The organism is Priestia sp. ST2 (assembly GCF_055810735.1).
In genome coordinates, this window is the sequence record NZ_JBVVNT010000002.1 from 361,024 (window position 1) to 382,140 (window position 21,117).

Here is a 21,117-nt window from a genome sequence, read left to right on the forward strand (position 1 = left end):
TGTCTAACCAATACCCATGTTTTCAATTAATAGAAAAGAAAGGTGAATGCTATAGAACTTTGAATTCGCCAACTTTTCTTTCTTTTGTATCAAACATACATGATAAAAAGGAAGAAAAGCAAATTGTAATATAACATCACATTACGTTATAATATAATTATATTCAAAAGAAAGTATTTAGGAAAGAGGAGGAAAAAGATGAAGCTAAATACTCATAGCTCTACGCCTTTATATATGCAGTTAAAACAGGCTATTACAGAAGATATTAATAAAGGAGTTTATACTCCGGGTGAAAAACTTCCAATTGAAACGGATTTGTGCGATATATACGGAGTAAGTCGGATTACGGTAAGAAAAGCCGTATTAGATTTAGTAGAAGAAGGCCTTCTGATACGTCAGCAAGGAAAAGGAACCTTTGTTCAATATCCAAAAGCTAAGAGAGAGCTGTTTGCCGTTAATGGGCATACAGAGTATATGTCGGAATTAGGGAAAGTACCGCAGACTAAAATTTTGTCTTTTGGTATAAAACCTGTAAAAGCTCATGTGGCAAAGATGTTATCAATCCCTCCAGAAAGTGAAGTCCTTGAACTGCAGCGCATCCTGTATTATGACGACCAGCCTCTTACCTTAGAAATTTCTCACTACTCCTTAGAATTGTTACCACACTTAGATCAGCACGTCCATAATTCAGTTTCAATGTACGATACTATAAAAAACAAGTACAATGTTGCTCCGGTTCATAATAAAAAATTATTGAACATGGTATTTGCAAATGTGGATGAAGCAAAACATTTAGAATGTGAAGTCGGAGAGCCGCTGTTTAAAGTGGAAAAAGTGGCGTATGATGCACAAAAAAGACCGATTCATTCATCTTTTCTACACTACCCTGCGAATCGCGTTACGTTCACTATAGACAGTTCTAATTCTTAATAAAATAGCGCCTTGCTTCAAAAGCAAAGGCGCTATTTTATTCATTTTAGAACCATTTCACAGTCTGTATGATATTCTTTTCCATATCCAAATGCTCCGTAATTTTGACAAGTTTGTGATGCCACCAATGATCCATTATGGAGGGCTTTGGCTATGTTTTTTTCTGGTAGATAAGAAGAAAGAAAACCAGCTATAAAAGAATCTCCAGCCCCAAGCGTATCCACTACATTTGTAGGAATTATAGGCTGTTTAAATAACTGATTTTCGACTGATAATAAAGCTCCCTCTTCTCCTCTTGTCACGCATACGACACTGGTTCCTAACAGGTGTACTCGCTTTATTAAATTCATACACTCTTCTTCTGGCAGGCTGCTTCCTGAGAAAAATGCATAGCTGATATATGGACATACTTGCTGTAAATATTCCTCATCGTATCTCGTAGAAAAATCAAAGGAAATATCAATGATTTTATGTAGCAACGGAAGGTCAGATTCTAAATGACTAAAAACGCTCGTATGAAGAAGATCGTGCTGGCGAATATAGGTTAAATCCGATTCATTCAGCATTAGTTTTAATCTAGATTGAACGCCCCCTTTATTTGATCCTACAAAAACTCGGTCACCTTGTTCATCAAGTGTTACAACCGCCATTCCATTTTCTCCTACAGCTCTTCTTACTCTGCTAATATCCATCTTTTCTTGCTGCAAAGTATTTACTACATGCTCTGCCGATTCGTCATTCCCCACGATTCCCATATAGGAAGACTGATGATTGCTCAATCTATTATAAAATACGGCCACATTTAGCGCGTTGCCGCCTGGATAGATCTTTCCTTGATCTTTATAGTAATCTACTACATTATCCCCTACTCCAATTAGTTTCATCTGCTTGTCCTCCTATTATTTAACACTTCCGTTAGCAATGCCACGGATAAAATATTTTTGCATAAATAAAAACAACATAACAATCGGTGCTGCTGAAATGGTGAGTCCAGCTAGTAATACCCCCCAATCTGTTTGCAAAGCGTCTCTAAATTGCATTAATCCTGCTGGGATTGTACGCAAACTGTCGTCGTCGATAAAGATAATGGCAAACATAAATTCATTCCATGTGTAGTAAGCTGTCAAAATTGTCGTTGTTAATAGAATGGGCGTGCTCATTGGGATAAAAATTCGAAATAAAATCCCCAAGCTTGTACATCCATCTAACCGAGCTGCTTCCTCTAGTTCTTTTGGAATCGAAAGAAAATAAGCTCGAATTAACAAGATGGTTAAAGGAATTCGATAAGCAACATAAGGCAGAATCAGTGCCAAGTGTGTATTATAGATTCCAAGTTTTTGAATAATGCTATACAAAGGAATTAAACTTACCTGAGGAGAAAGCATAAGCCCTCCGAGACATATAATGAGGACAAAAGCTTTTCCTTGAAACTCAAAGCGTGATAGTCCATAAGCTCCTAACGCACTGACCAGCACCGTCAAAAAACAAGACGCGCCCGTGACGATTACACTGTTTAAAAAGTAAGAAGATATTCCACTTTTCCACGCTGTCACATAATTTTCAATTAGCCAAGTATGCGGCATAGACCAGCTGTGCGTAAAGATTTCATCCGTGCTTTTAAAAGAACTTATAATCATCCAAAGCAAAGGATACGCAATGACGATAAAATAGACAATCAATCCGACATATACTATCGTTACACCTGTGTAGCTCTTCTTTTTTCTTTCTTTAGTGGCTGTATTGACAACATTAGGTAAGGTGACATTTGTTTTAGGCATCTGCATCAAGCGTCTTCCTTTCCTGTTTTAAATGCTTTCATTTGAACAAGAGAAATCAACAGCGTAATAATTAAAATGACAGTAGCAATTGAGGAAGCATAGCCCATCATATCTTTCGAAAAGGCTGTTTTGTATAAATACGTACTTAGGACTTCAGATGATGTACCCGGTCCGCCTCCAGTTAAAATATAAGGTTCATTAAATACTGTAAAAGCACCAGTGAGCGTTAAAATAACAGCCACAAATGTCATTTCTTTTGTTTGCGGTACAGTAATATGAAAGAACATTTTAAATTTATTAGCGCCGTCTATTTCAGCTGCTTCATACAATTCAGGTGAGATTTTTTGTATCGCTACAATATACAGCATGGCAATATAGCCGATAGACTGCCACTGAGATACAGCAATAACTGCATAAATAGCCGTATTACTGTCTCCTAGCCAAGGTTTTGCCAATGAGTCTAATCCGATCATTTTGAGCATTTGATTTAAAAGCCCTACTTCAGGATTGTAAAAAAAAGTAAACAGCAAGGCAATAACGGTCATCGAAACGACTACTGGTAAAAAATAAACCGTTCGAAAAAAAGGAGAAAACCTTCGAATAAGTTTATCTTCTAAAACGGCAGCCACAATTAAACCTCCACCCACTTGAAAAATAATTGAAATGACCGCATAAAGAATATTATTTTTGAGTGCCTGATAAAAGACAGGGTCTTTAAATAAGTGCACATAATTATCTATTCCTACAAAAACTTTGTCTGGTGAAAATGTGCTCCACTCATAAAGACTATCCCAAATATTCTGAAAAATAGGGATGTACACAAGTAGTAAAAAAGCAAAAGCAGGAAGAAGATATAAATAAGGGGTTAGCTTATTGCGTTTTAACATCGCTTTTTCACTTCCTTACTTTTTAGATTCAGCACGAACACTCGCTGCAGCTTTTTGCACATCTTTCATTACTTCTTTAGGTGTTTTATCACCATTTAGCATAAGCTGAGCCCCTGTTAAATAAGCATCTGCAATTCGAGCATCGATTGCCATATCAAACCATGGAGCCATCTCTTTGGCTTGTAAAATATTATCTACTGCTTCTAATTGCTCCGGTGTTGAATTACTGCTGTTAGCTGTATCATTTACTGCACTGTATTTCCCTACTTCTTTTACTAGCTTTTCACCCATTTGTTTTGATGTTAAAAATTCAAGAAATTCCATCGCTTCTTTTGGATGCTTTGTTTTAGAAGAAATCATAAACCCTTCAGGTGATCCAGTTAAATTAGTAGCATTTCCTTTTCCATCCTCTAATTTAGGAAAATTAAACATGCCAATCTTAAATTTCGTTGGACCGAAAAGCTTAATTTCAGCGGTTTCAGCATAAAACATAGCTGCTTTTCCATTTGAAAATTGTTGTCTTGCATATTCATGATCAATCGAATTTGTATTTTTATTAAAGTAAGGAACTAATTCTTCTAATTTTTCTAGAGCTTTTACATAGCCTTTATCCGTGAATGTCCCAGTTTTTGAATTATAGTCTTTTGAAAGAACGTCAGGCTTTACCATGCGCTGATTCAAGGTTCCTACGTAGTGAGAAATGGTCCACGTATCCTGGCTTCCAAATTCTAAAGCTGTATAATGCTTCTTTTTTAACACGCTTAAAACATTTAATAGCTCGTTCCAGTTTGTAGGCGCTTTTAATCCTAATTTATCGAAGATATCTTTATTGTAAAAAAACATTTTCCCGTCCATTGTGACAGGAACACCGTAAATTTTCTTATTAACGGTATATGGTTTAATTTGAGACTGAACAAGCTTGGAAGACCACGCTGAATCCTTCTTATAATAAGAGGTTAAATCTAAGGCTTTGTTTCCTCTGACAAATTGTCTAGCAAACTCATCGCTCCAAGAAAAGTACACATCAGGAGGGGTATTAGTGCCTGTCATAACTTTAATTTTGTCTTTATACGAATCGTTTAACACCGCTTCTGTTTTAATATCAATATCAGGGTGCTGTTTTTCAAATTCTTTTACAACTTCTTCAAAGTAGCTTTTTTCAGGTTCTTTTGGCCATCTGTGAAAGAATGTTAATGTTGTCTTTCCTGTGTCTGAGTATGAAGACGTTTGTTTTCCCGCACACCCCCCGAGCATTAAAGAACAACTTAAAAGTGAGGCTAAGATTAAATTTGTCTTTTTCATATAGAAACCCCCTTATTGTAAGTGCTTTCATATATAAGTTATACTATAATGTTTTATAACATTATAGTATAACTCGTAAGGAAAATATACAGATTTCTATCTTTATTAGGAGATTATTAATATTCTACTTTCCACATATAGCGTCTTTTACTTAAAGGATGATTGCGTGCTTCAGCTAATTCTTCGGCATACTGACGCAGTACACGGTTTAATACAAGAGGAGCAATATACCCTTGCACATCTTTATCAATTCCTTCGAAGTCATATGCTTTTGCATCTAGAACAGTTAATTTCTTTCCATATCGTTTAGAGAATGATAAGGCGCGTTCTTCTAAAGGTCTCGTTTCATCTAGTCCAGCTAGGATGATAAACGGTACGTTTTCATCAATAATTTCGAATGGACCGTGGAAATACTCTCCAGCGTGAATAGCGTGAGAATGAATCCACTGCATTTCCATTAAGATACATATGCTGAATGAATAGGCTGCTCCATAGTTCGAGCCGCTGGCCATTGTATAAATAACCGGTTCGGACTTATGTGATTCAGCAAATTTCCTTGCGTTGCCCGCTTCGTATTCTAGAGCTTTTTCATAAACAGACTGTAGATTTTCTAAGCTAGTAACTAACTTTGCAAATTTATCATTTTCTTCTGCTACGTATAAGAGACCAAATACAAGCTGATATAAAACGCCTAAATTTGTTTCAAAAGCATCGATATCATTGCCCCACTCATACTTAATAAAAATATCTGCGCTGTGTGCTAAAGGTGAAGTAGGTTCATTTGTTAAGGCTACAGCATAAGCGCCTTTGCTTTTAGCAAACTTAGCTGCTTCTGTAGTCTCAGGAGTTGTTCCTGACATGGAACATAAAATAACTAAGGAGTCTTTTCCCAGCTGCTGCGGATTGCGGTGGATAAATTCGTTCGAGCTATACAAATCGGATGTAATATGTTGAGCTTCTCGATCTAGTACATACTTAGCTGGATACATGATCGCAGAAGATCCTCCACATGCGACGAAAAACACATTACGAATTTGCTTGCTTTTTAATTCGTTTAATACGGCTTGCACATCACTTTTTACATTCACTGCTGTTTTGCTCATTTTCCCCACTCCTCAAATAAGATATGATATACAACATTATGTAATGTTATATATTGTTATATTAAACCGCAAACGTTAACTAGTCAATACATTTATCAGAATATTTAACTTTTTTATCTATATTTGTAGAAATGCGCTCTTCTGTTTCTCCATCAAAGAAATGCACGTAGGTTAAATTCAACGAAAAAGCGCTTTTGTCCCCTGCTTCAAACTCACATAAAAAAGGCACTCGAGCCACAAACGTTTGCTTTTCTAAACTAGCATATAAAATTGTTTCAGCACCTAGTACCTCTATCATATCTAGTGTCGTAGTGAAGCAAAACTCATTGTTCAACTCTCTCTTACTATCCTCTTTATGATATATAATGTGTTCAGGACGCGCACCCATTATGACTTCTTTCTCATTATGACCTTGAGAATGTAAAGCGTGTATTAGAAAATCAGGAAGCTGTATTTTAGTTTCTCCCATTATAAAATAAGTGCCTTGGAGATATCCCCGAAAAAAATTCATTGCGGGTGATCCAATAAAACTGCCTACAAATACATTCCTAGGATGTTTGTAAATATCTTGAGGAGTTCCGATTTGTTGAATAATCCCGTCTTTCATAACCACTAGGCGAGTAGCCATTGTCATAGCTTCCACTTGATCATGCGTCACATAGATTGTTGTTGTTTGCAGCCTTTGATGCAGTTTAATAATCTCAGCACGCATCTGTACTCGCAGCTTCGCATCCAAATTAGATAATGGTTCATCCATTAAGAAAACTTTTGCTTCCCGAACAATAGCACGACCTAAAGCAACTCGCTGACGCTGCCCTCCGGATAAAGCTTTTGGCTTTCTATCTAAATATGTTTCTAGACCTAATGTTTTAGCTGCTTCATTTACCCGTCTATCAATTTCGTCTTTCTTTATTTTTTTTAACTTCAAGCCAAATGCCATATTTTCTCGAACAGTCATATGAGGGTAAAGAGCATAATTTTGAAAGACCATAGCAATGTCACGATCTTTTGGAGCTACTTCGTTCATATGATCTCCATCAATGTAAAAATCACCTTTTGAAATCGTTTCTAGACCTGCAATCATTCGCAGCGTAGTAGATTTACCACAGCCTGAAGGTCCAACAAATATAACAAACTCTTTCTCTCCAATCTGAAGGTTAAAATCATTTACGGCGATATTTTTTTTATCATATATTTTATATACTTTATCTAAATGTAACATTGTCATCTCAACTCAGCTCCTTATATTTAAAGTTTGAGATACATGATTGCAAGTTACGCGTCTCTTTTTCCTTAATCCTTAATTCTTTCCTCCTTTTTATTTAAATTGTTAACTTGAGACATTAAAGTAACTTAATAACTATACTAATCGAATCTAGTTAGACAGAAAATAAATATGTAAAGGTTGCTAACACAAAACATACAAGCAACCGTTCACCTTCAAAAAAATAAAAACCTTCTCTAAAATAAGAAGGTTTCACATCATAATCTGCATAGAGACTGCCTTTGCCTTATTTCTGAAGATTTTATTACATATCTTCTTTGCCTTGACAGCTTGGACACTCATAAACATGCACAAAATAAAGTCCAATATGGTGGAATCGTTTCCCTAAGCAATCTGGACATGTTCCTGCTTCGCGCATTTGTTCCCGTCGTTTGTCTCGCTGATTAGCTAAGAAATTTACAAATTTCATAAAAAAACCTCCCTCATGTTTTTGACTATAGGTTTTCCTGATGAGAGGTCTTTTATTCGACTGGGCGTGTTTATGACCACTCCTGAACTTTGTTTTTTTGTAGCACAAAAAAGGATAGAAAGAGCAGCCCGATGACGCTCTTTCTATCCTTCAGTTTTATCCTATATACTGTGTCAATAGTACTCTTCCTAAGACATATCTAATTTTCGACCTAGCGTATACAAGTTATTCTTCTACTTTGTACTTTTCTTTTTTTCGAAGAAACGGCCACCAGTTTCCTTCTCCAAGCGTTACGACAATCGCTGGCATAAGAAGCGGAAGAATAACAAGGCCATAAAGTAAAAGACCGATAATAACAACCGTTGCTACATGAACAAGTGTTAATACACCCGATGGGATCATAGCCCCAAACGTTCCGGCTAAGATAATAGCAGCAGTAATAATAACCGATCCCATCTTACTCATAGACGTAACCATTCCTTCTGCGACGCCGCTTTTTACTTCTTCGTTAAAACGGTCTAACAAGAAAATAGAATAGTCAATTCCAAGGGCAACTAAAATAACAAAACTAAAAAATGGCACGGCCCAGCTGATTCCATCATTACCCATTATATCCACGAATAGAAGCTCTGAGATTCCCATTGCTGTATAATAGGTAAGCAGCAGTGAAGCAATCATGTATACAGGCATGATCATTGAACGGAATAAAATGGTCAGCACAATAAACAGCCCAATCATCATAATAACCATTGTGCGTGAAAGATCGGTTGTAGATAAATCTTTTAAATCCGCATTTGAGCTCGATACCCCTCCGTACACAATTTCTGTATGCTCAAACGGCGTATCAACGACTTCGCTTTCCACCGCTTTTTCAATATTTTTTACGGTTGAAATGGCTTCTTCAGAATATGGATTTTGATCGAGCACTACACTGAGCTTAACTCCTTTTCCATCTGCAAAAGAATAGTTATCGATAGATTGTTTAAACCCTTTATCTTTCATCACTTCTGCTGGAAGGTAAATACCCGTATCTCTAACTGTTGAGCTGTCACTCATGTTATCAAGCATATCTGTTGCATTTGTTAAGCCATCTGAGATCTTCGTCAGTCCGTCATTCGCACTTTTAACTCCTTTTGCTAACTGATTGATACTGTCTGATAACGTTCCAACTTGACCTTGCTGAGCTGAAAGATTCTCATTTGCTTGTTGGAGACCGGTTTGAATGGTAGTAAGCTGTTTACTGATTGCAACAAGCTGCGGAACCGCTTGCTGCACAGTTCCTGTTGTAGAGAGCTGAGTGCTGACAAGCTGCAGCTGTTGATTAATTTGAGCTAATCCGTCTGCAGCAGGTGCAAGTGACCCTCCAGATTTCTCTTTAGAAGCAGAACCCGTTTGGTCAGCTATTTGATTTAGCCCTTTTTCAACATCACTTAATCCTTTTTCTACATCTCCGCTTCCTTTAACAGCATCTTTGATTCCGTCTGATACGGAGCCTAGCTGTGAATTAACATATAAATCATCAATCTTTTCTCCGGTAGGCTGTGTGATAGTCATAACAGAATCTACGTGATCCACTTTTTCAATTGCTTTGCTTATATTTCCTAAATAAGGAATAACATCTGCCTTTGTTAACTCTTTATCTCCTTTAATAATAACATTGACAGGAAACGCTTTTCCTTCTCCGAGTGCATCACTGATAGCGTTTAGTCCTTTTATAGATTTATAATCACTGCTTATTTCAGCAGTAGAATCAAACGATACTTTTGAGTCGTACGTTACAATAAAAGGCACGGTAATAATCGCTGTAATGACTAAAAACACGAACGGTCGCGCCACTGCCTTTTTCCCTAAAAAGCCCCACAGCTTATTATCGCTATGAGAAGCCACTTTTTTAGACGGCCAAAATAATTTTTCTCCAAGCGTAACCATAAAAAGTGGAAGCAGAGTAAATAAAATGACTAGCAGTACACCTACCCCCACTGCTACTCCGACAGCCGACTGGAAAATGGCAAACTTGGCAAATCCAATGGCTGCAAACCCAATAAATACAGCAATTCCACTGATAAATAACGTTCTTCCTGCTGTACGATAAGCCGTGATCGTGGCCTCTACTTTATCATGTCCGTTTGCCAATTCTTCACGGAAACGATTAAGTAAAAGGATGCAGTAATCCGTACCAATTCCAAACAAAATAGCTACTAAGAACGTTTGCGTGAACGTTGAGATTGGAAAATCGACATTTTTAACTAAAATCCCTAGTAACGATTGACTGATTAAGTATGTGATTCCCACAATTAAAATAGGAATAAACGGCGTCACGACTGAACGGAAAACGAGTAAAAGCAAACCTAAAATCAAAAAGATAGTAATAAACTCAGTTTTCTTTAACCCTTCTTCTGAACTGTGTGCAAAATCCTGATTAATAAGAGATGCACCCGTTACATATGCCGTAGTGTCTTTTGGCACGCTATCATAAATCTGATTTGCTATTTTTTCAACTTTTTCATCCGATCCACTGACAGTAACCGGAACTAAAACGGTTTTTTTGTCTTTAGACATTAATTGATTACGAACATCTTGATCATCTGTTAAAGGCGTTGTGACATCTTTTACACCTTTAATTTTCTCTGTCTTATCAATGATTTTCTGTATTTGTTTCTCACTATCTTTATCTAATGCGTTATCTAACTTGATAACCATGCTGATGGTATTACTGTCTTCTCCAGCATTTTTTAGAATTTGGCTGGCTCTAGATGAAACGGCATCGTCGGGAAGCTGAGACTGTCCTTTTTCACTTGCGAGCTTTGTTAAATTTGGTGACGTTAGCATCAATATAACCGTTAAAGCTAAAATAAAGGCAGCAATCACCCACTTAAATTTCACAATAAATTTCATTCTTTGCTTTCCCCTTTTGTAGTTAACTTTTCTTTTGCCATTGTAAGAATTTCAATAAATGTATCTATTTTTTCTTCTTCTACATCATCAAACAAATTCTCAATGATACTAAAACACGCGGCATTTCCGTCATTTATTACTTTTTCTCCTTCAGCCGTAATCTTAATAAGCTTAGAACGTTTATCGCTCTCTAGTTCATTAGTGTCCCACTCCACAAGCCCTTTTTCGAGCAGCTTTTTGATTCGATTCGAAATGGCACTTTTATGAACACCTTGCAAGACAGCAAGACTGCCTGGTGAAGATGGACCTTTAATCATTAAACTATTTAACAAATCAAACTGCTGCCTAGAGACATGTTCGAAGAGGTTATGGCTAAGCTCTCTGTGAATCACTTCTGTTCCTACAAACAGCACTTCTTCAAAAAGTTCTACAGCTTGATATAACTTGCTTTTCGTCACTTCTTTCCCTCCTTTGCTCATTTAGTTTATAGGTATAAACTATTCAACTTTAAAAATAGTTTATAGGACTAAACTTTATTCTGTCAATAAATTTATGTCTGACTGTCTTCATATATGATAAAGATAAATAGAAATCTTGAAAGGTATCGCTTACATCAGCTTTTTTGGTTGTCAAAGCTCCATCACTTAAGTATTATTAGTAATTGACTTCTTTTCAAGGAGATATAAATTTTATACACAGAAAGGGTGATCACACATGAATACAATGCATGCTAATGAGCAGATCAGTAAGAAAGATTCCTTTCCAATTGCTCTCATCTCGTTGACTCTTGGAGCTTTTGCTATTGGAATGACGGAATTTGTTATTATGGGGATACTTCCTAACGTTGCGGAAGACCTTCATGTTAGCATTTCGACTGCTGGCCAGCTAATTACAAGCTATGCGTTAGGAGTAGCAATCGGCGCGCCAATTTTAACCATTTTTACTCATCGACTTCCTCAAAAGCTTCTGCTTTGTTTACTTATGCTTTTATTTATTCTCGGAAATGCAATTGCTATTATTGCACCTAGCTATGGAATTTTAATGGGAGCTCGTTTAGTTACGGCATTATGTCACGGTACTTTCTTTGGAGTAGGCGCTGTTATTGCTTCACGGCTCGTACAACCTCATAAACGTGCAAGTGCTGTCGCAACGATGATGGCAGGTTTAACCATTGCAAATATCATCGGTGTTCCTGTGGGAACATTCATTGGGCAACACTTAGGCTGGAGAGCTTCGTTTGGGGCTATTACGATCATGGGGATTATTGCATTTATTGGTATTATTCTGTTTATCCCAAAACTTGGTCAAGACAAATTAACGGGTCTAAAACAGCAGTTTGCTGCTTTTACTCAACCAAAACTTCTTGTGATGCTTCTTTTAAGCGCAATAGGATGCGGTAGTTTATTTACTGTATTTACGTACATTACACCGCTTCTTGAAGACGTTACAGGAGTAAGTGAACATAGCGTTACGTGGATACTTGTATTATATGGATGCGGCGTTACGCTCGGAAACGTTGTTGGAGGCAAGCTAGCAGACTGGAAGTTAATGCCTTCGGTTGTAGGTATATTTGCTTTTCTTTGTATTGTGCTGACTATTTTTACGTTTACCGTTAAAAGCCCAGCAGCAGCAATTATCACGCTGTTTTTCTGGGGAGCAGCAGCATTTGCTGTAATGCCTGGTATTCAAGTGAAAATTATGAACTTAGCACAGGAAGCACCTGCTTTAGCTTCTACTTCGAATCACTCGTTTGCTAACTTAGGAAATGCTTTTGGCGCCTTTTTCGGAGGCGTAATTATTAATCATATGGGACTTACTTCACTTCCTTGGGTCGGCGCCATTTTTGTAGGAACAGCTTTTATTATCAGCACTTGTCTTTTTATTGTGGAGACACGCAAAAAACATAGTGAACAATCGTCCTAACTGTCTAACAACCGAACAACAAGTAGAAAAAGAGCCTTTCTTTGCTGAAAGGCTCTTTTTCTACTTTTAACTTGCTTTTTTCATTTCTTTACTTGTTAATCGACTGTGTTTACGAGAATAACCGACATATACAACTAGACCAAGCACAATCCATATGCTAAAATACAGCCATGTTGTTTTAGGAAGATTAATCATTAAAAACAAACAAGATAATACAGATAAAATTGGTAAAATCGGGACAAACGGCATTGTAAATCCACGTTTTAAAGTTGGGTGCGTTTTACGTAAGATGATAATGCTGACGCCCACCATGCCGAAAGTTAAAAGAGCTCCGATATTTGCTAAATTCGCAAGTTCTTTTAGATCAATAAACCCTGAAATTAACGCTCCGATAATCCCTACTAGCCAAGTAGAAAGAGTCGGAACTCCCGTTTTCTCATTTGTTTTAGCAAATGCTTTTGGCAGCAAGCCGTCGCGGCTCATTGAGAATAAAATGCGTGTTGCTGCATAAATGTAGGCGAAAATAACAGCCATGATTCCAATGACAGCTCCTGCAGCAATAACCCCTGCCACTGCATTTTGTCCTACTGAATGGAGAACATAGGCCATTGCTTCTGGGACATTCAGTTCCTTGTACGAAACAACTCCGGTCATAACAAGGCATACCGCTACATAAATAATCGTGCAGATCACAAGTGAACTAATAATTCCAATGGGCAAATTGCGCTGCGGATTCTTTACTTCTTCTGCTGATGTAGATAAGGCATCAAAACCTAAGAAAGCAAAAAATACGGCCGCGCCCCCTGTCACAACACCTTCAATTCCATAAGGCATAAAAGGTGTCCAATTAGACGGTTTTACATAAAAAGCTCCTACAATAATAAAAAGAAGGATAATAAACAATTTAACAAGCACCATAAAGTTATTCACTTTTTTACTTTCTTTTGTTCCTCTTGAAAGCAGCCATGTAATAAGAAGCGTAATACAAATAGCAGGAAGGTTAACTAGACCTCCATTTCCAGGGATCGTAATCAATTCTTTTGGCAGCGAAAAACCAAAGCCTTCTAAAAAGTTGTTAAAATAAGAAGACCATCCGTTTGCTACTGCTGACATTGTTAACAAATAGACAGAAAGCAACGTCCATCCCATTAAGTGCGCTACCACTTCGCCGATGGTTGCATATGTATAGGTGTAAACGCTCCCAGATACAGGTATAGTTGAAGCAAATTCCGCATAGCACAGCGCTGCAAAACCGCATACAATAGACGCCAATATAAAAGAAAAAATAACGGCTGGTCCAGCATCGTTAGCAGCTACTAAGCCTGTTAATACTAAAACCCCCGTTCCGATTACGGCTCCAATACCAAGAAGAGTCAAATCGAATGCTCCTAATGTTTTGACTAGAGATTTGTTTTGACTTTGTTCTAATAATTGCTCGATTGACTTCTTTTTAAATAGTTTTCCCATTGCACTCTCTCCTCTCTGTTGCCATTCATCCCTTAAAAAACTTGAAAATAACGTTTTTCCCCATTGGGCTGCGCGTTTTTACTTCAGATACAGAAGTAATTATATAGAAATAATTACTAACTTGTCTATTAGTATACTAATATCATTATATATATTTCAAGAGTTTTTGTAAGCGATTTCTTAATATCGCTCTATTTTGGATTTATAAACTAAATAAAGAGATTATCATTGTGCTTACGTATAATAAGTTTGAATAAAAATAATATTCCAAAAAATTATTTTACATGTTTTTAGATAACTTTTTTCACTAACTATCTTCAGATATAAATTCCTGACATAGAGATTATTTACAGAACGATGAATGTTTTATCTTACCGGGTGTTATAATGATGAAAACTGAAGTGTATGAAGGGCGGAGAAAGATGATTAACTTACTTATTGGCTGTATTTTACTAGCATTAGGAGTATACTTTATGTTTAAATTTCTTTTTTACTCTCCTTCTAAAAAGAAGCGAGATCAGCAAAACATAAACAAACCATCAGGTGAGGCTTCAGCTTCATCGCGTACAAACGATTCGAATGGAATAAGATAAATTTTTTTATAAAATACCGGCGTTTGTCTAAGGCAAAAGTTATACTGCTGATATATATTATCTTATACCCTTCTAGTTCAATATTCCCTTCATTTTGGTGTGAGACAAAATGAAGGGAATCACTATCCGACTTAAAAAATCGGATTTTTCTATTTAGTAAGGTAAATAGCTTCAATACACTCTGTTTGAATTCTTTTCTTTATTCAAGTATACAGCTGCCTCTTCCAAACTTACTGTTCCTATATTTTTCTTCCCGTGCTTTCGCATAGCAAGCGATTCATTTTCCACTTCTTTATCTCCTATCACAGCCATATAAGGAACTTTTAGCATTTCTGCTTCTCGAATTTTCAGCCCTATTTTTTCAATGCGATCATCTACTTCAACACGATACCCTTTTAACTCCAGCTCGTGTTTCACTTTATATGCATATTCCACGTGCGGCGGTGCAATAGGCAAAAGCTTAAATTGAACAGGAGCCAGCCAAAGAGGAAATTGACCTTCGTAATGTTCAATCAAGATGGCCATAAATCGTTCAACGGAACCGTATATAGCGCGGTGAATCATTACGGGACGATGCGGTTTATTGTCTTCTCCAATATACATACAGTCAAACTTCTCCGGCATTAAGAAATCAAGCTGAACTGTTCCGCACTGCCAGCTGCGACCTAAGGAATCTAAAATATGAAAATCGATTTTCGGCCCATAAAAAGCTCCGTCTCCTTCATTTACCTGATAGTCTAAGCCTTTTTCACTTAACACAGATTGAAGCGACTTTTCTGCTTGGTTCCATGTTTCAATATCTCCCATGAATTTTTCAGGTCGTGTGGATAGCTCCACTTTGTAATCGAAGCCAAAATGTGAGTAAAAGTCATGGATAAACGCTAGAATGCGGCTAATTTCAGCTTGGATCTGACTGAGCTTTACGAATAAATGAGCGTCGTCCTGTGTGAATGAACGGACTCTTAGCAAGCCGTTTAAAGACCCAGAAAGCTCGTGACGATGAACTAATCCAAGCTCTGCGTATCGAATCGGAAGTTCTCGGTAGCTTCTTCGCTTGCTGTTAAACAATAAAATGGCTCCCGGACAATTCATCGGTTTAATCGCATAGTTTTGTTTGTCAACATTTGAAAAATACATATTCTCATGATAGTGCTCCCAGTGCCCTGATTGTTCCCAGAGCTCCTGTTTCATCATGATGGGTGTTTTTATTTCTTGATAGCCTGCTTTATAATGCTTTTGTTTCCAGTAATTTTCTAACTCATTTCGAACAATCATTCCGTTAGGTAAGAAAAACGGCATACCAGGAGCTTCTTCCATTGACATAAACAGCTCCAGTTCTTGACCTAACTTTTGATGATTTCGCTTTTCTGCTTCCATTTGTTTTGACATGTTCATTCCTCCAATATGTTTTTATTCAACAAAAAAAACCGCATTCATCCCTAGTAAAGGGACGAATGCGGCCGTGGTACCACCCTAATTCCGTAAAATACTTATACGTATTTTACGCTTAAAAAGATAACGGTTTTACCGGGTGCGGTTTCAGTGTATACACATTCCCCGCCGCAGCTCCAAGGTGGTAAATTCATTTCGTTTTCTAAGGGTTCTCAGCCAGTGACCCTACTCTCTGTAAAGAAAATTCAAAAATGATTCATGTCCTTTTCATTGCTTGTATATTCTTTTTTCTACAAAAAAAACCGCACTCATCCCTAGTGAAGGGACGAATGCGGCCGTGGTACCACCCTAATTCCGTAAAATACCCATACGTATTTTACGCTTAAAAAGATAACGGTTTTACCGATTGCAGTTTCAGTTATGCACGTTCCCTGCAATAGCTCTAAGGTGGTAAATTAGATGATTTCTTAAGGGCTCTCAGCCAGTGGCCCTATTCTCTGCGAAGAAAACAGCATCTAATTCGTGTCCTTTTCATTGCCAAATACTGTTTATTAGTTGTTAAAAGCGATTATAGTGTATAAATTTAACAAAAGTCAAGAAGTAATTTTTATTTTTCAAATGGTATAGAATTACTTTATGCTTGAATTTTTGAAAAGTTACTTAAGAATCTACGGACTGAAAAAGTTTTTTATTATACTATTAACGACTACATTCCATTCTTATTTTTACCTCTATTTTCACAGCAATAAAGGCGAAAAAGAAAGATGCTATAAGTCCTTATTTGTTTTATCTAAGCGGGATTAATGAAGTGAAACCAATACTACCCCAAACCAGAACAAGTAACCTAACACAAGCATCATCAGGTTTTCAATTTATATACTAAAATATTAAATACACCTTTTTCTGCTTACGCAAATATCTGACTTGAATCCATAGAAACTATTTTTTATCTATCTTTAGACAAAAGCTCATCATGCATGCTTCCACTTTGCGGAAAAATCCGTTTTTTCCTGACTTGTTCTTTAAGAATAACGTCAAGCTGCCGCTGAATTTTCCTTGTTTCATTTGTCGAAAAATACGGGTGAGCCAGATTTACTGTTTCTAACGGATCCTTGGTCAAATTGTACATTTCAATTTGATCAGGAACACGGGTTGTTTTAAGGGTAGTAAAACTCACAGGGTAACCTCCATATTGCTCTCCGTGAATGAATTCATCTTTTTCGTCATCTGCTGACCAAAATTGCAGATTATCATGATAGCGAGCGTATTTCCAAATTTCCTTTCCTGCCGCTGACGAAAACTCGACAATGACCGCTTGAATGTGATTAGGCTGAACAACTGACGGGTAGCTTTCTCCTAAAAAATTTGTTTGGTGAAGTCCTTTTGTCGGGTCATCATCCGTCATGAAGAAAATCGCTGTTTCCTCTTGCTCAGCACACGTTTCTCCTCGAAGTATACCTGACAGGTCTCGCCCAACAAATGGATGTACTTCCGTATGACTTTTTTGTAATTGCTTTTGAATAGCGGAAGCATCTATATTAGCTAAACTAAGCATTGTCGGGATCAAGTCAAGGTGACTAGTCAGTGTGTCCGTACGTTGATAACTAGGAAACAAACGCTTGTTATGAATGAGAAGCGGAACGTGAATAGATTCTTCATACATGTTGTACCATTTTTGATGTAGTCCCCCGTGAGCTCCAAGCAAATCACCGTGATCAGACGTAAAAATAATAATTGTATTTTCATAGAACGAAGATTGTTCCATGGTCTGAAGAACTTTTAAAATTTGTTTATCAACATTTTTTTGCAGCTGATAATACAAGCGCCGGTAGAAGCTAGAATTTGGGGTTGGCTGCAGCGCTTTTGGATAGATGTATTTATAGCTGCTTTGAGCGCTAGGCTTTGTTTGTAAAGGTTCTCTAATGGTAGGTGGCGGATCGATGTTTGGAATCGTCTCATCAATAGAAAACTGAAACATAGTAAGGTGTTTGGTAATCGCTCCGAACAGCGCAATGTCATGCGGGTTCACAAATGAAGCTACCATGAGCCAAGGCTGCGCAGGCGCTTGATGTTCTAATCGTTGAATAAGCTCTATGATTTCCTCTGCATATATTTCGTCTCGTCCGCTCACTCCAACGGCCGCAGATGAACCGGAATTGTGCGGATTTCTCCCTTCCGGTTCCGGACCAATCCACCCTGAAAAACCAAACTTTTCAAGCTTATTAGCCCGTTGATAAAGGCCTTCTTTCTCTGGATCCGGTATTCCTGTTTGCATCTGATAGCTAGAAAAAACGTCATGTGTTCCTGGAATTAAGATGTTCTCATCAGAAATATGCCATTTTCCTTTATAAAAGGTTTGATATCCAGCCTTCTTAAAATACTCTCCCATCGTCGGGACGGTATTAGGCTGCAGCCAAAACATATCAGGATCTTGTGATTTCTTTGCGATACCTTGCGTTTGCGTAACTCCGTGCAAGGAAGGATACTGCCCTGTAAACAATGTAGCTCGACTTGGTGAACAAGCTGTAGAACCGACGTAGTGACGGGTAAATTCCATTCCATGCTGTTTTAAAAATTCATGTGCTTTTAAATGTTTTTTTCGCCACTTTTTTAGTTCTTTACTTTCATATAAGGGTGGAAACCGCTCCTCGTCCACGATAATCAACAAAAAATTAGGCTGTTTCTGCATGTTTATTCCTCCGCATGTTTATCAAATTTTCTGTATTGATAAACTATGTAAAAAGCACTTTTTTTAGAAGAACGGAGTACGGTTCATGTCTTTTTATACCCACACAAAAAAAGACTTGGAGGATTTCTCTAAGTCTTTCATAACTCGTTTCAATACGATATTCCTTATTTTTTGTAAGCTTTTAGCTGCTGATTTCGTTTATAGGTGCTAATGATACTAGGTATCAATTATACTTATCATAAAACTCCACATCATGTAGCGCCAATCCCCTGTAAAAAGCGCTACTCCCGTAAAAAAACGAGCTGACCAGCAAGAGCTAACCATGAAGCTATCCAAGCAAACATCATATTCTCTTTCACGTTATCACCTCATATTTTTAATTATGAATGACATTTTATATTTTACCATGAAATTCTAATTTTAAAGATTATTCTACTGTTTATTTTATGTACATAACTAAAAAAGCTAATAGCAGCGCGCAGCTAGCCATTAGCTTTTTTATTATTTTGCAAATACATGATTTCCTATTTTAATTGTTTCTTGTTTTTGGCGCAGCCATTGATCTCCCGTTTTATCAGGATTAAAGAAGAATAATGAACCTTTTCCTTGACCTTGGAAGTTAATTGCTTCTTCTACAGCTTTTTTTGAATCTTTGTCTGCAGGTTTATTAATTTGACCGTTGCTGACCGGACTATACTGACCTTTTTGATAAATAACGCCTTTTACAGTGTCTGGGAATTTGCTGCTGTCGACTCTATTTAATACAACTGTCGCCACGGCTACTTTGCCTGCATAAGGCTCTCCTTTGGCTTCAGCTGATACAAGACGAGCTAATAATTCTTTATCATTTTTATTTACTTGAACGTGCTGTTCATGAGCGGGCGCTGCTGCAAATGCTGAGTAACCTGCACCAAAACTTGGGATAAGCATTGCTATAGCAATCACTAGTTTCTTTATCATAAAAATAAAAAGCCTCCTTGCTATTTCTTGACGTGGTTCATATGCTAGCAGAAATATAGGAGTCTTTCATTGCAAAAAATTATCCAGTTCCAAAAGAAATTGGATGTTATTGTCTTCTTTAAACAATCTTTAGCTTATAAAGAACCCTTTATGATTACGTATGAGTTGCACTTCTAAACCTTAAAGAAATTATAATTTTTCTGTTTGAAATATAAAGTTTGAACTGTATATTTCCTTAACTACTGAAGAAAGAATATCAATTCCTTTCTTTAACTCCTCATCTGCAGCAGTAAGACTTATGCGAATGCACTCCCGGTTGTGAGAAGAAGATTGGCTGCCGTGAAAGAATGAGCCGCCTGGCACTACAATCAAGTTTTCTGCTTTTAATTTATTGTATAGATCGCTATCACTGAAAGGCAAACCTTCTAACCAAAGCCAGCCAAATAACGAACCTTCCGCTTTGTGCAAATACCAAGGAATATCATCCGGCATACGTGTAGTTAAAAGTTTTTTTAAATAGTCATGTTTTTGTTTATAATGAGTTCTTATATAGTTAGCTGAAATTCTGGCTAACTGCCCGCTCTTTAAGGTGTTAACCACCATCCTCTGACCTAGCCTAGAAGAGTGAATCAAAATATTTGATTGAAATGCTTCCATTACTTTTATGAACTCACTTTTTCCTATAGCAATTCCTATTCTCTCACCAGGCAATCCGGCTTTAGAAAGACTCATGCAGTGAATGATATTATCATGTATGATTGGATCCATTTCAATAAAATTAATAGCAGGAAAAGGCGGTGCGTAAGCTGAATCAATTAGAAATGGAATGTGATAGTCCTTGCACACTTGGGATATAAGCTGTACGGCTTCTTCGGAAAGGATGTTGCCGCTTGGGTTATTAGGTCTTGATAATACAATAGCTCCGATGTCTGGGTCCTGAGCTATTTTATCTTTAAATGCCTGTTTGTTAAATTCATAGCGAAACGTATGACGATCAAGCTTTGAGAGGATAGGAGGAATTCCTTCTATTACACCTTCCTCAAGTGCGACTCCACTATACCCAGCGTAATCTGGCAGCATAGGTATTAATGCTTTTTTTACTCTTCCTTCTTTACTTGTACCGCAAAACGAATTTAAAGCTAAAAAAAAGAGATTTTGACTTCCCGACGTGATCAAGACTTGTTCTCTGTCCAGTTTAATACGATAATTCGTAAAGAAGTATTCTCTTATGCAATCAATTAATTCATGCGTACCGTAACTAGAACCATATTGGCTAATCAAATTTTTTAATTGTTTGTCGTTCACAATATCTCTTAAAGCTTCTTCCCACATTTCATAAACTTGAGGGAGGATGGCAGGGTTGCCAGCACTTAAATTCACATATTGATTGAGATTGGAATTGAGCACCTCTTGGATGTCATGCATGATAGCGCGAACGCCTACTTTATCAGTCATTTTGCTTCCTATTTTACTTAAATGCAAAGCAGTCACTAGTGCACCTTCT

General features: G+C 37.2%; 17 protein-coding genes and 2 other annotated features. Of the genes, 3 read left to right on the forward strand and 14 right to left on the reverse strand.

Annotated elements, in window-relative coordinates; all coding sequences use genetic code 11:
* Positions 1-198: 198 nt before the first annotated feature.
* Entirely contained in the window at positions 199-930 is a 732-nt protein-coding gene (locus tag AC0KUU_RS08275) for a GntR family transcriptional regulator (RefSeq protein ID WP_165575116.1), read from the forward strand.
* A 41-nt stretch (positions 931-971) separates the two neighbouring features.
* On the opposite strand, the gene AC0KUU_RS08280 is transcribed toward AC0KUU_RS08275, so the two are convergent.
* From AC0KUU_RS08280 to AC0KUU_RS08320, 9 genes are all read right to left on the reverse strand, one after another.
* Entirely contained in the window at positions 972-1,814 is an 843-nt protein-coding gene (locus tag AC0KUU_RS08280) for a fructoselysine 6-kinase (protein ID WP_043982527.1), read from the reverse strand.
* 15 nt (positions 1,815-1,829) lie between these two features.
* Positions 1,830-2,714, reverse strand: coding sequence for a carbohydrate ABC transporter permease (locus AC0KUU_RS08285; RefSeq protein ID WP_043982526.1), 885 nt, complete (start codon positions 2,712-2,714; stop codon positions 1,830-1,832).
* Positions 2,714-3,595: a carbohydrate ABC transporter permease gene (locus AC0KUU_RS08290; protein WP_043982525.1), complete on the reverse strand. Its 882-nt coding sequence runs from the start codon at positions 3,593-3,595 to the stop codon at positions 2,714-2,716. Before AC0KUU_RS08290 ends, AC0KUU_RS08285 begins: the two co-directional genes overlap by 1 nt.
* Positions 3,596-3,610: 15 nt before the next feature.
* Positions 3,611-4,897, reverse strand: coding sequence for an ABC transporter substrate-binding protein (locus AC0KUU_RS08295; RefSeq protein WP_473451934.1), 1,287 nt, complete (start codon positions 4,895-4,897; stop codon positions 3,611-3,613).
* 116 nt (positions 4,898-5,013) lie between these two features.
* Positions 5,014-6,000, reverse strand: coding sequence for an SIS domain-containing protein (locus tag AC0KUU_RS08300; RefSeq protein WP_322552062.1), 987 nt, complete (start codon positions 5,998-6,000; stop codon positions 5,014-5,016).
* A 79-nt stretch (positions 6,001-6,079) separates the two neighbouring features.
* A complete protein-coding gene (locus AC0KUU_RS08305) occupies positions 6,080-7,228 on the reverse strand; it encodes an ABC transporter ATP-binding protein (RefSeq protein ID WP_322552061.1) in 1,149 nt (382 codons plus the stop codon).
* A gap of 301 nt (positions 7,229-7,529) precedes the next feature.
* The gene (locus AC0KUU_RS08310; RefSeq protein WP_016764155.1) at positions 7,530-7,694 is read right to left on the reverse strand and encodes a hypothetical protein; all 165 of its coding nucleotides are present in this window, start codon (positions 7,692-7,694) and stop codon (positions 7,530-7,532) included.
* A gap of 225 nt (positions 7,695-7,919) precedes the next feature.
* The gene (locus AC0KUU_RS08315; RefSeq protein ID WP_322552060.1) at positions 7,920-10,589 is read right to left on the reverse strand and encodes an MMPL family transporter; all 2,670 of its coding nucleotides are present in this window, start codon (positions 10,587-10,589) and stop codon (positions 7,920-7,922) included.
* Complete coding sequence (locus AC0KUU_RS08320) at positions 10,586-11,047, reverse strand: MarR family winged helix-turn-helix transcriptional regulator (protein WP_028408494.1); 462 nt, start codon at positions 11,045-11,047, stop codon at positions 10,586-10,588. The genes AC0KUU_RS08315 and AC0KUU_RS08320 overlap by 4 nt, the downstream gene beginning before the upstream one ends.
* Before the next feature lie 256 nt (positions 11,048-11,303).
* Here AC0KUU_RS08320 and AC0KUU_RS08325 point away from each other — a divergent pair, with 256 nt between their 5' ends.
* Positions 11,304-12,512 carry an MFS transporter gene (locus AC0KUU_RS08325; RefSeq protein WP_043982521.1) on the forward strand — a complete coding sequence of 403 codons (1,209 nt, stop codon included), beginning with the start codon at positions 11,304-11,306 and terminating at the stop codon, positions 12,510-12,512.
* Positions 12,513-12,578: 66 nt separating this feature from the next.
* Here the strand turns inward: AC0KUU_RS08325 and AC0KUU_RS08330 are convergent, their stop codons facing one another.
* Positions 12,579-13,979 (reverse strand): amino acid permease, encoded by a 1,401-nt coding sequence (locus AC0KUU_RS08330; protein ID WP_043982520.1) that lies wholly within the window; start codon positions 13,977-13,979, stop codon positions 12,579-12,581.
* Positions 13,980-14,365: 386 nt separating this feature from the next.
* On the opposite strand from AC0KUU_RS08330, the gene AC0KUU_RS08335 reads away from it, so the two are divergent.
* Positions 14,366-14,572, forward strand: a complete 207-nt coding sequence (locus AC0KUU_RS08335; protein WP_116516209.1) for a hypothetical protein — start codon at positions 14,366-14,368, stop codon at positions 14,570-14,572.
* A gap of 171 nt (positions 14,573-14,743) precedes the next feature.
* Here AC0KUU_RS08335 and thrS read toward each other — a convergent pair whose 3' ends face one another.
* The 4 genes from thrS to AC0KUU_RS08355 all read right to left on the reverse strand — a co-directional run bounded on the left by thrS (position 14,744) and on the right by AC0KUU_RS08355 (position 21,104).
* On the reverse strand, positions 14,744-15,961 hold the full coding sequence (gene thrS / locus AC0KUU_RS08340; protein WP_322552059.1) for a threonine--tRNA ligase: 1,218 nt from the start codon (positions 15,959-15,961) through the stop codon (positions 14,744-14,746).
* Positions 15,962-16,015: 54 nt separating this feature from the next.
* Positions 16,016-16,244, reverse strand: a binding site (T-box leader).
* 38 nt (positions 16,245-16,282) lie between these two features.
* Positions 16,283-16,508, reverse strand: a binding site (T-box leader).
* A 402-nt stretch (positions 16,509-16,910) separates the two neighbouring features.
* Positions 16,911-18,653 (reverse strand): sulfatase family protein, encoded by a 1,743-nt coding sequence (locus AC0KUU_RS08345; RefSeq protein ID WP_322552058.1) that lies wholly within the window; start codon positions 18,651-18,653, stop codon positions 16,911-16,913.
* Between the two features lie 501 nt (positions 18,654-19,154).
* The gene (locus AC0KUU_RS08350) at positions 19,155-19,613 is read right to left on the reverse strand and encodes a cell wall hydrolase (RefSeq protein ID WP_025751889.1); all 459 of its coding nucleotides are present in this window, start codon (positions 19,611-19,613) and stop codon (positions 19,155-19,157) included.
* A 189-nt stretch (positions 19,614-19,802) separates the two neighbouring features.
* Positions 19,803-21,104: a valine--pyruvate transaminase gene (locus AC0KUU_RS08355; RefSeq protein WP_322552057.1), complete on the reverse strand. Its 1,302-nt coding sequence runs from the start codon at positions 21,102-21,104 to the stop codon at positions 19,803-19,805.
* Positions 21,105-21,117: the final 13 nt, after the last annotated feature.

Excerpts from the sequence above, each read along its gene's own strand:
- AC0KUU_RS08280 (WP_043982527.1), bottom strand. The coding sequence starts at position 1,814 with ATGAAACTAATTGGAGTAGGGGATAATGTAGTAGATTACTATAAAGAT.
- AC0KUU_RS08305 (WP_322552061.1), bottom strand. The coding sequence starts at position 7,228 with ATGACAATGTTACATTTAGATAAAGTATATAAAATATATGATAAAAAA.
- AC0KUU_RS08295 (WP_473451934.1), bottom strand. The coding sequence starts at position 4,897 with ATGAAAAAGACAAATTTAATCTTAGCCTCACTTTTAAGTTGTTCTTTA.
- AC0KUU_RS08330 (WP_043982520.1), bottom strand. The coding sequence starts at position 13,979 with ATGGGAAAACTATTTAAAAAGAAGTCAATCGAGCAATTATTAGAACAA.
- thrS (WP_322552059.1), bottom strand. The coding sequence starts at position 15,961 with ATGTCAAAACAAATGGAAGCAGAAAAGCGAAATCATCAAAAGTTAGGT.
- AC0KUU_RS08315 (WP_322552060.1), bottom strand. The coding sequence starts at position 10,589 with ATGAAATTTATTGTGAAATTTAAGTGGGTGATTGCTGCCTTTATTTTA.
- AC0KUU_RS08285 (WP_043982526.1), bottom strand. The coding sequence starts at position 2,714 with ATGCAGATGCCTAAAACAAATGTCACCTTACCTAATGTTGTCAATACA.
- AC0KUU_RS08300 (WP_322552062.1), bottom strand. The coding sequence starts at position 6,000 with ATGAGCAAAACAGCAGTGAATGTAAAAAGTGATGTGCAAGCCGTATTA.
- AC0KUU_RS08345 (WP_322552058.1), bottom strand. The coding sequence starts at position 18,653 with ATGCAGAAACAGCCTAATTTTTTGTTGATTATCGTGGACGAGGAGCGG.
- AC0KUU_RS08350 (WP_025751889.1), bottom strand. The coding sequence starts at position 19,613 with ATGATAAAGAAACTAGTGATTGCTATAGCAATGCTTATCCCAAGTTTT.
- AC0KUU_RS08290 (WP_043982525.1), bottom strand. The coding sequence starts at position 3,595 with ATGTTAAAACGCAATAAGCTAACCCCTTATTTATATCTTCTTCCTGCT.
- AC0KUU_RS08335 (WP_116516209.1), top strand. The coding sequence starts at position 14,366 with ATGATGAAAACTGAAGTGTATGAAGGGCGGAGAAAGATGATTAACTTA.
- AC0KUU_RS08310 (WP_016764155.1), bottom strand. The coding sequence starts at position 7,694 with ATGAAATTTGTAAATTTCTTAGCTAATCAGCGAGACAAACGACGGGAA.
- AC0KUU_RS08275 (WP_165575116.1), top strand. The coding sequence starts at position 199 with ATGAAGCTAAATACTCATAGCTCTACGCCTTTATATATGCAGTTAAAA.
- AC0KUU_RS08325 (WP_043982521.1), top strand. The coding sequence starts at position 11,304 with ATGAATACAATGCATGCTAATGAGCAGATCAGTAAGAAAGATTCCTTT.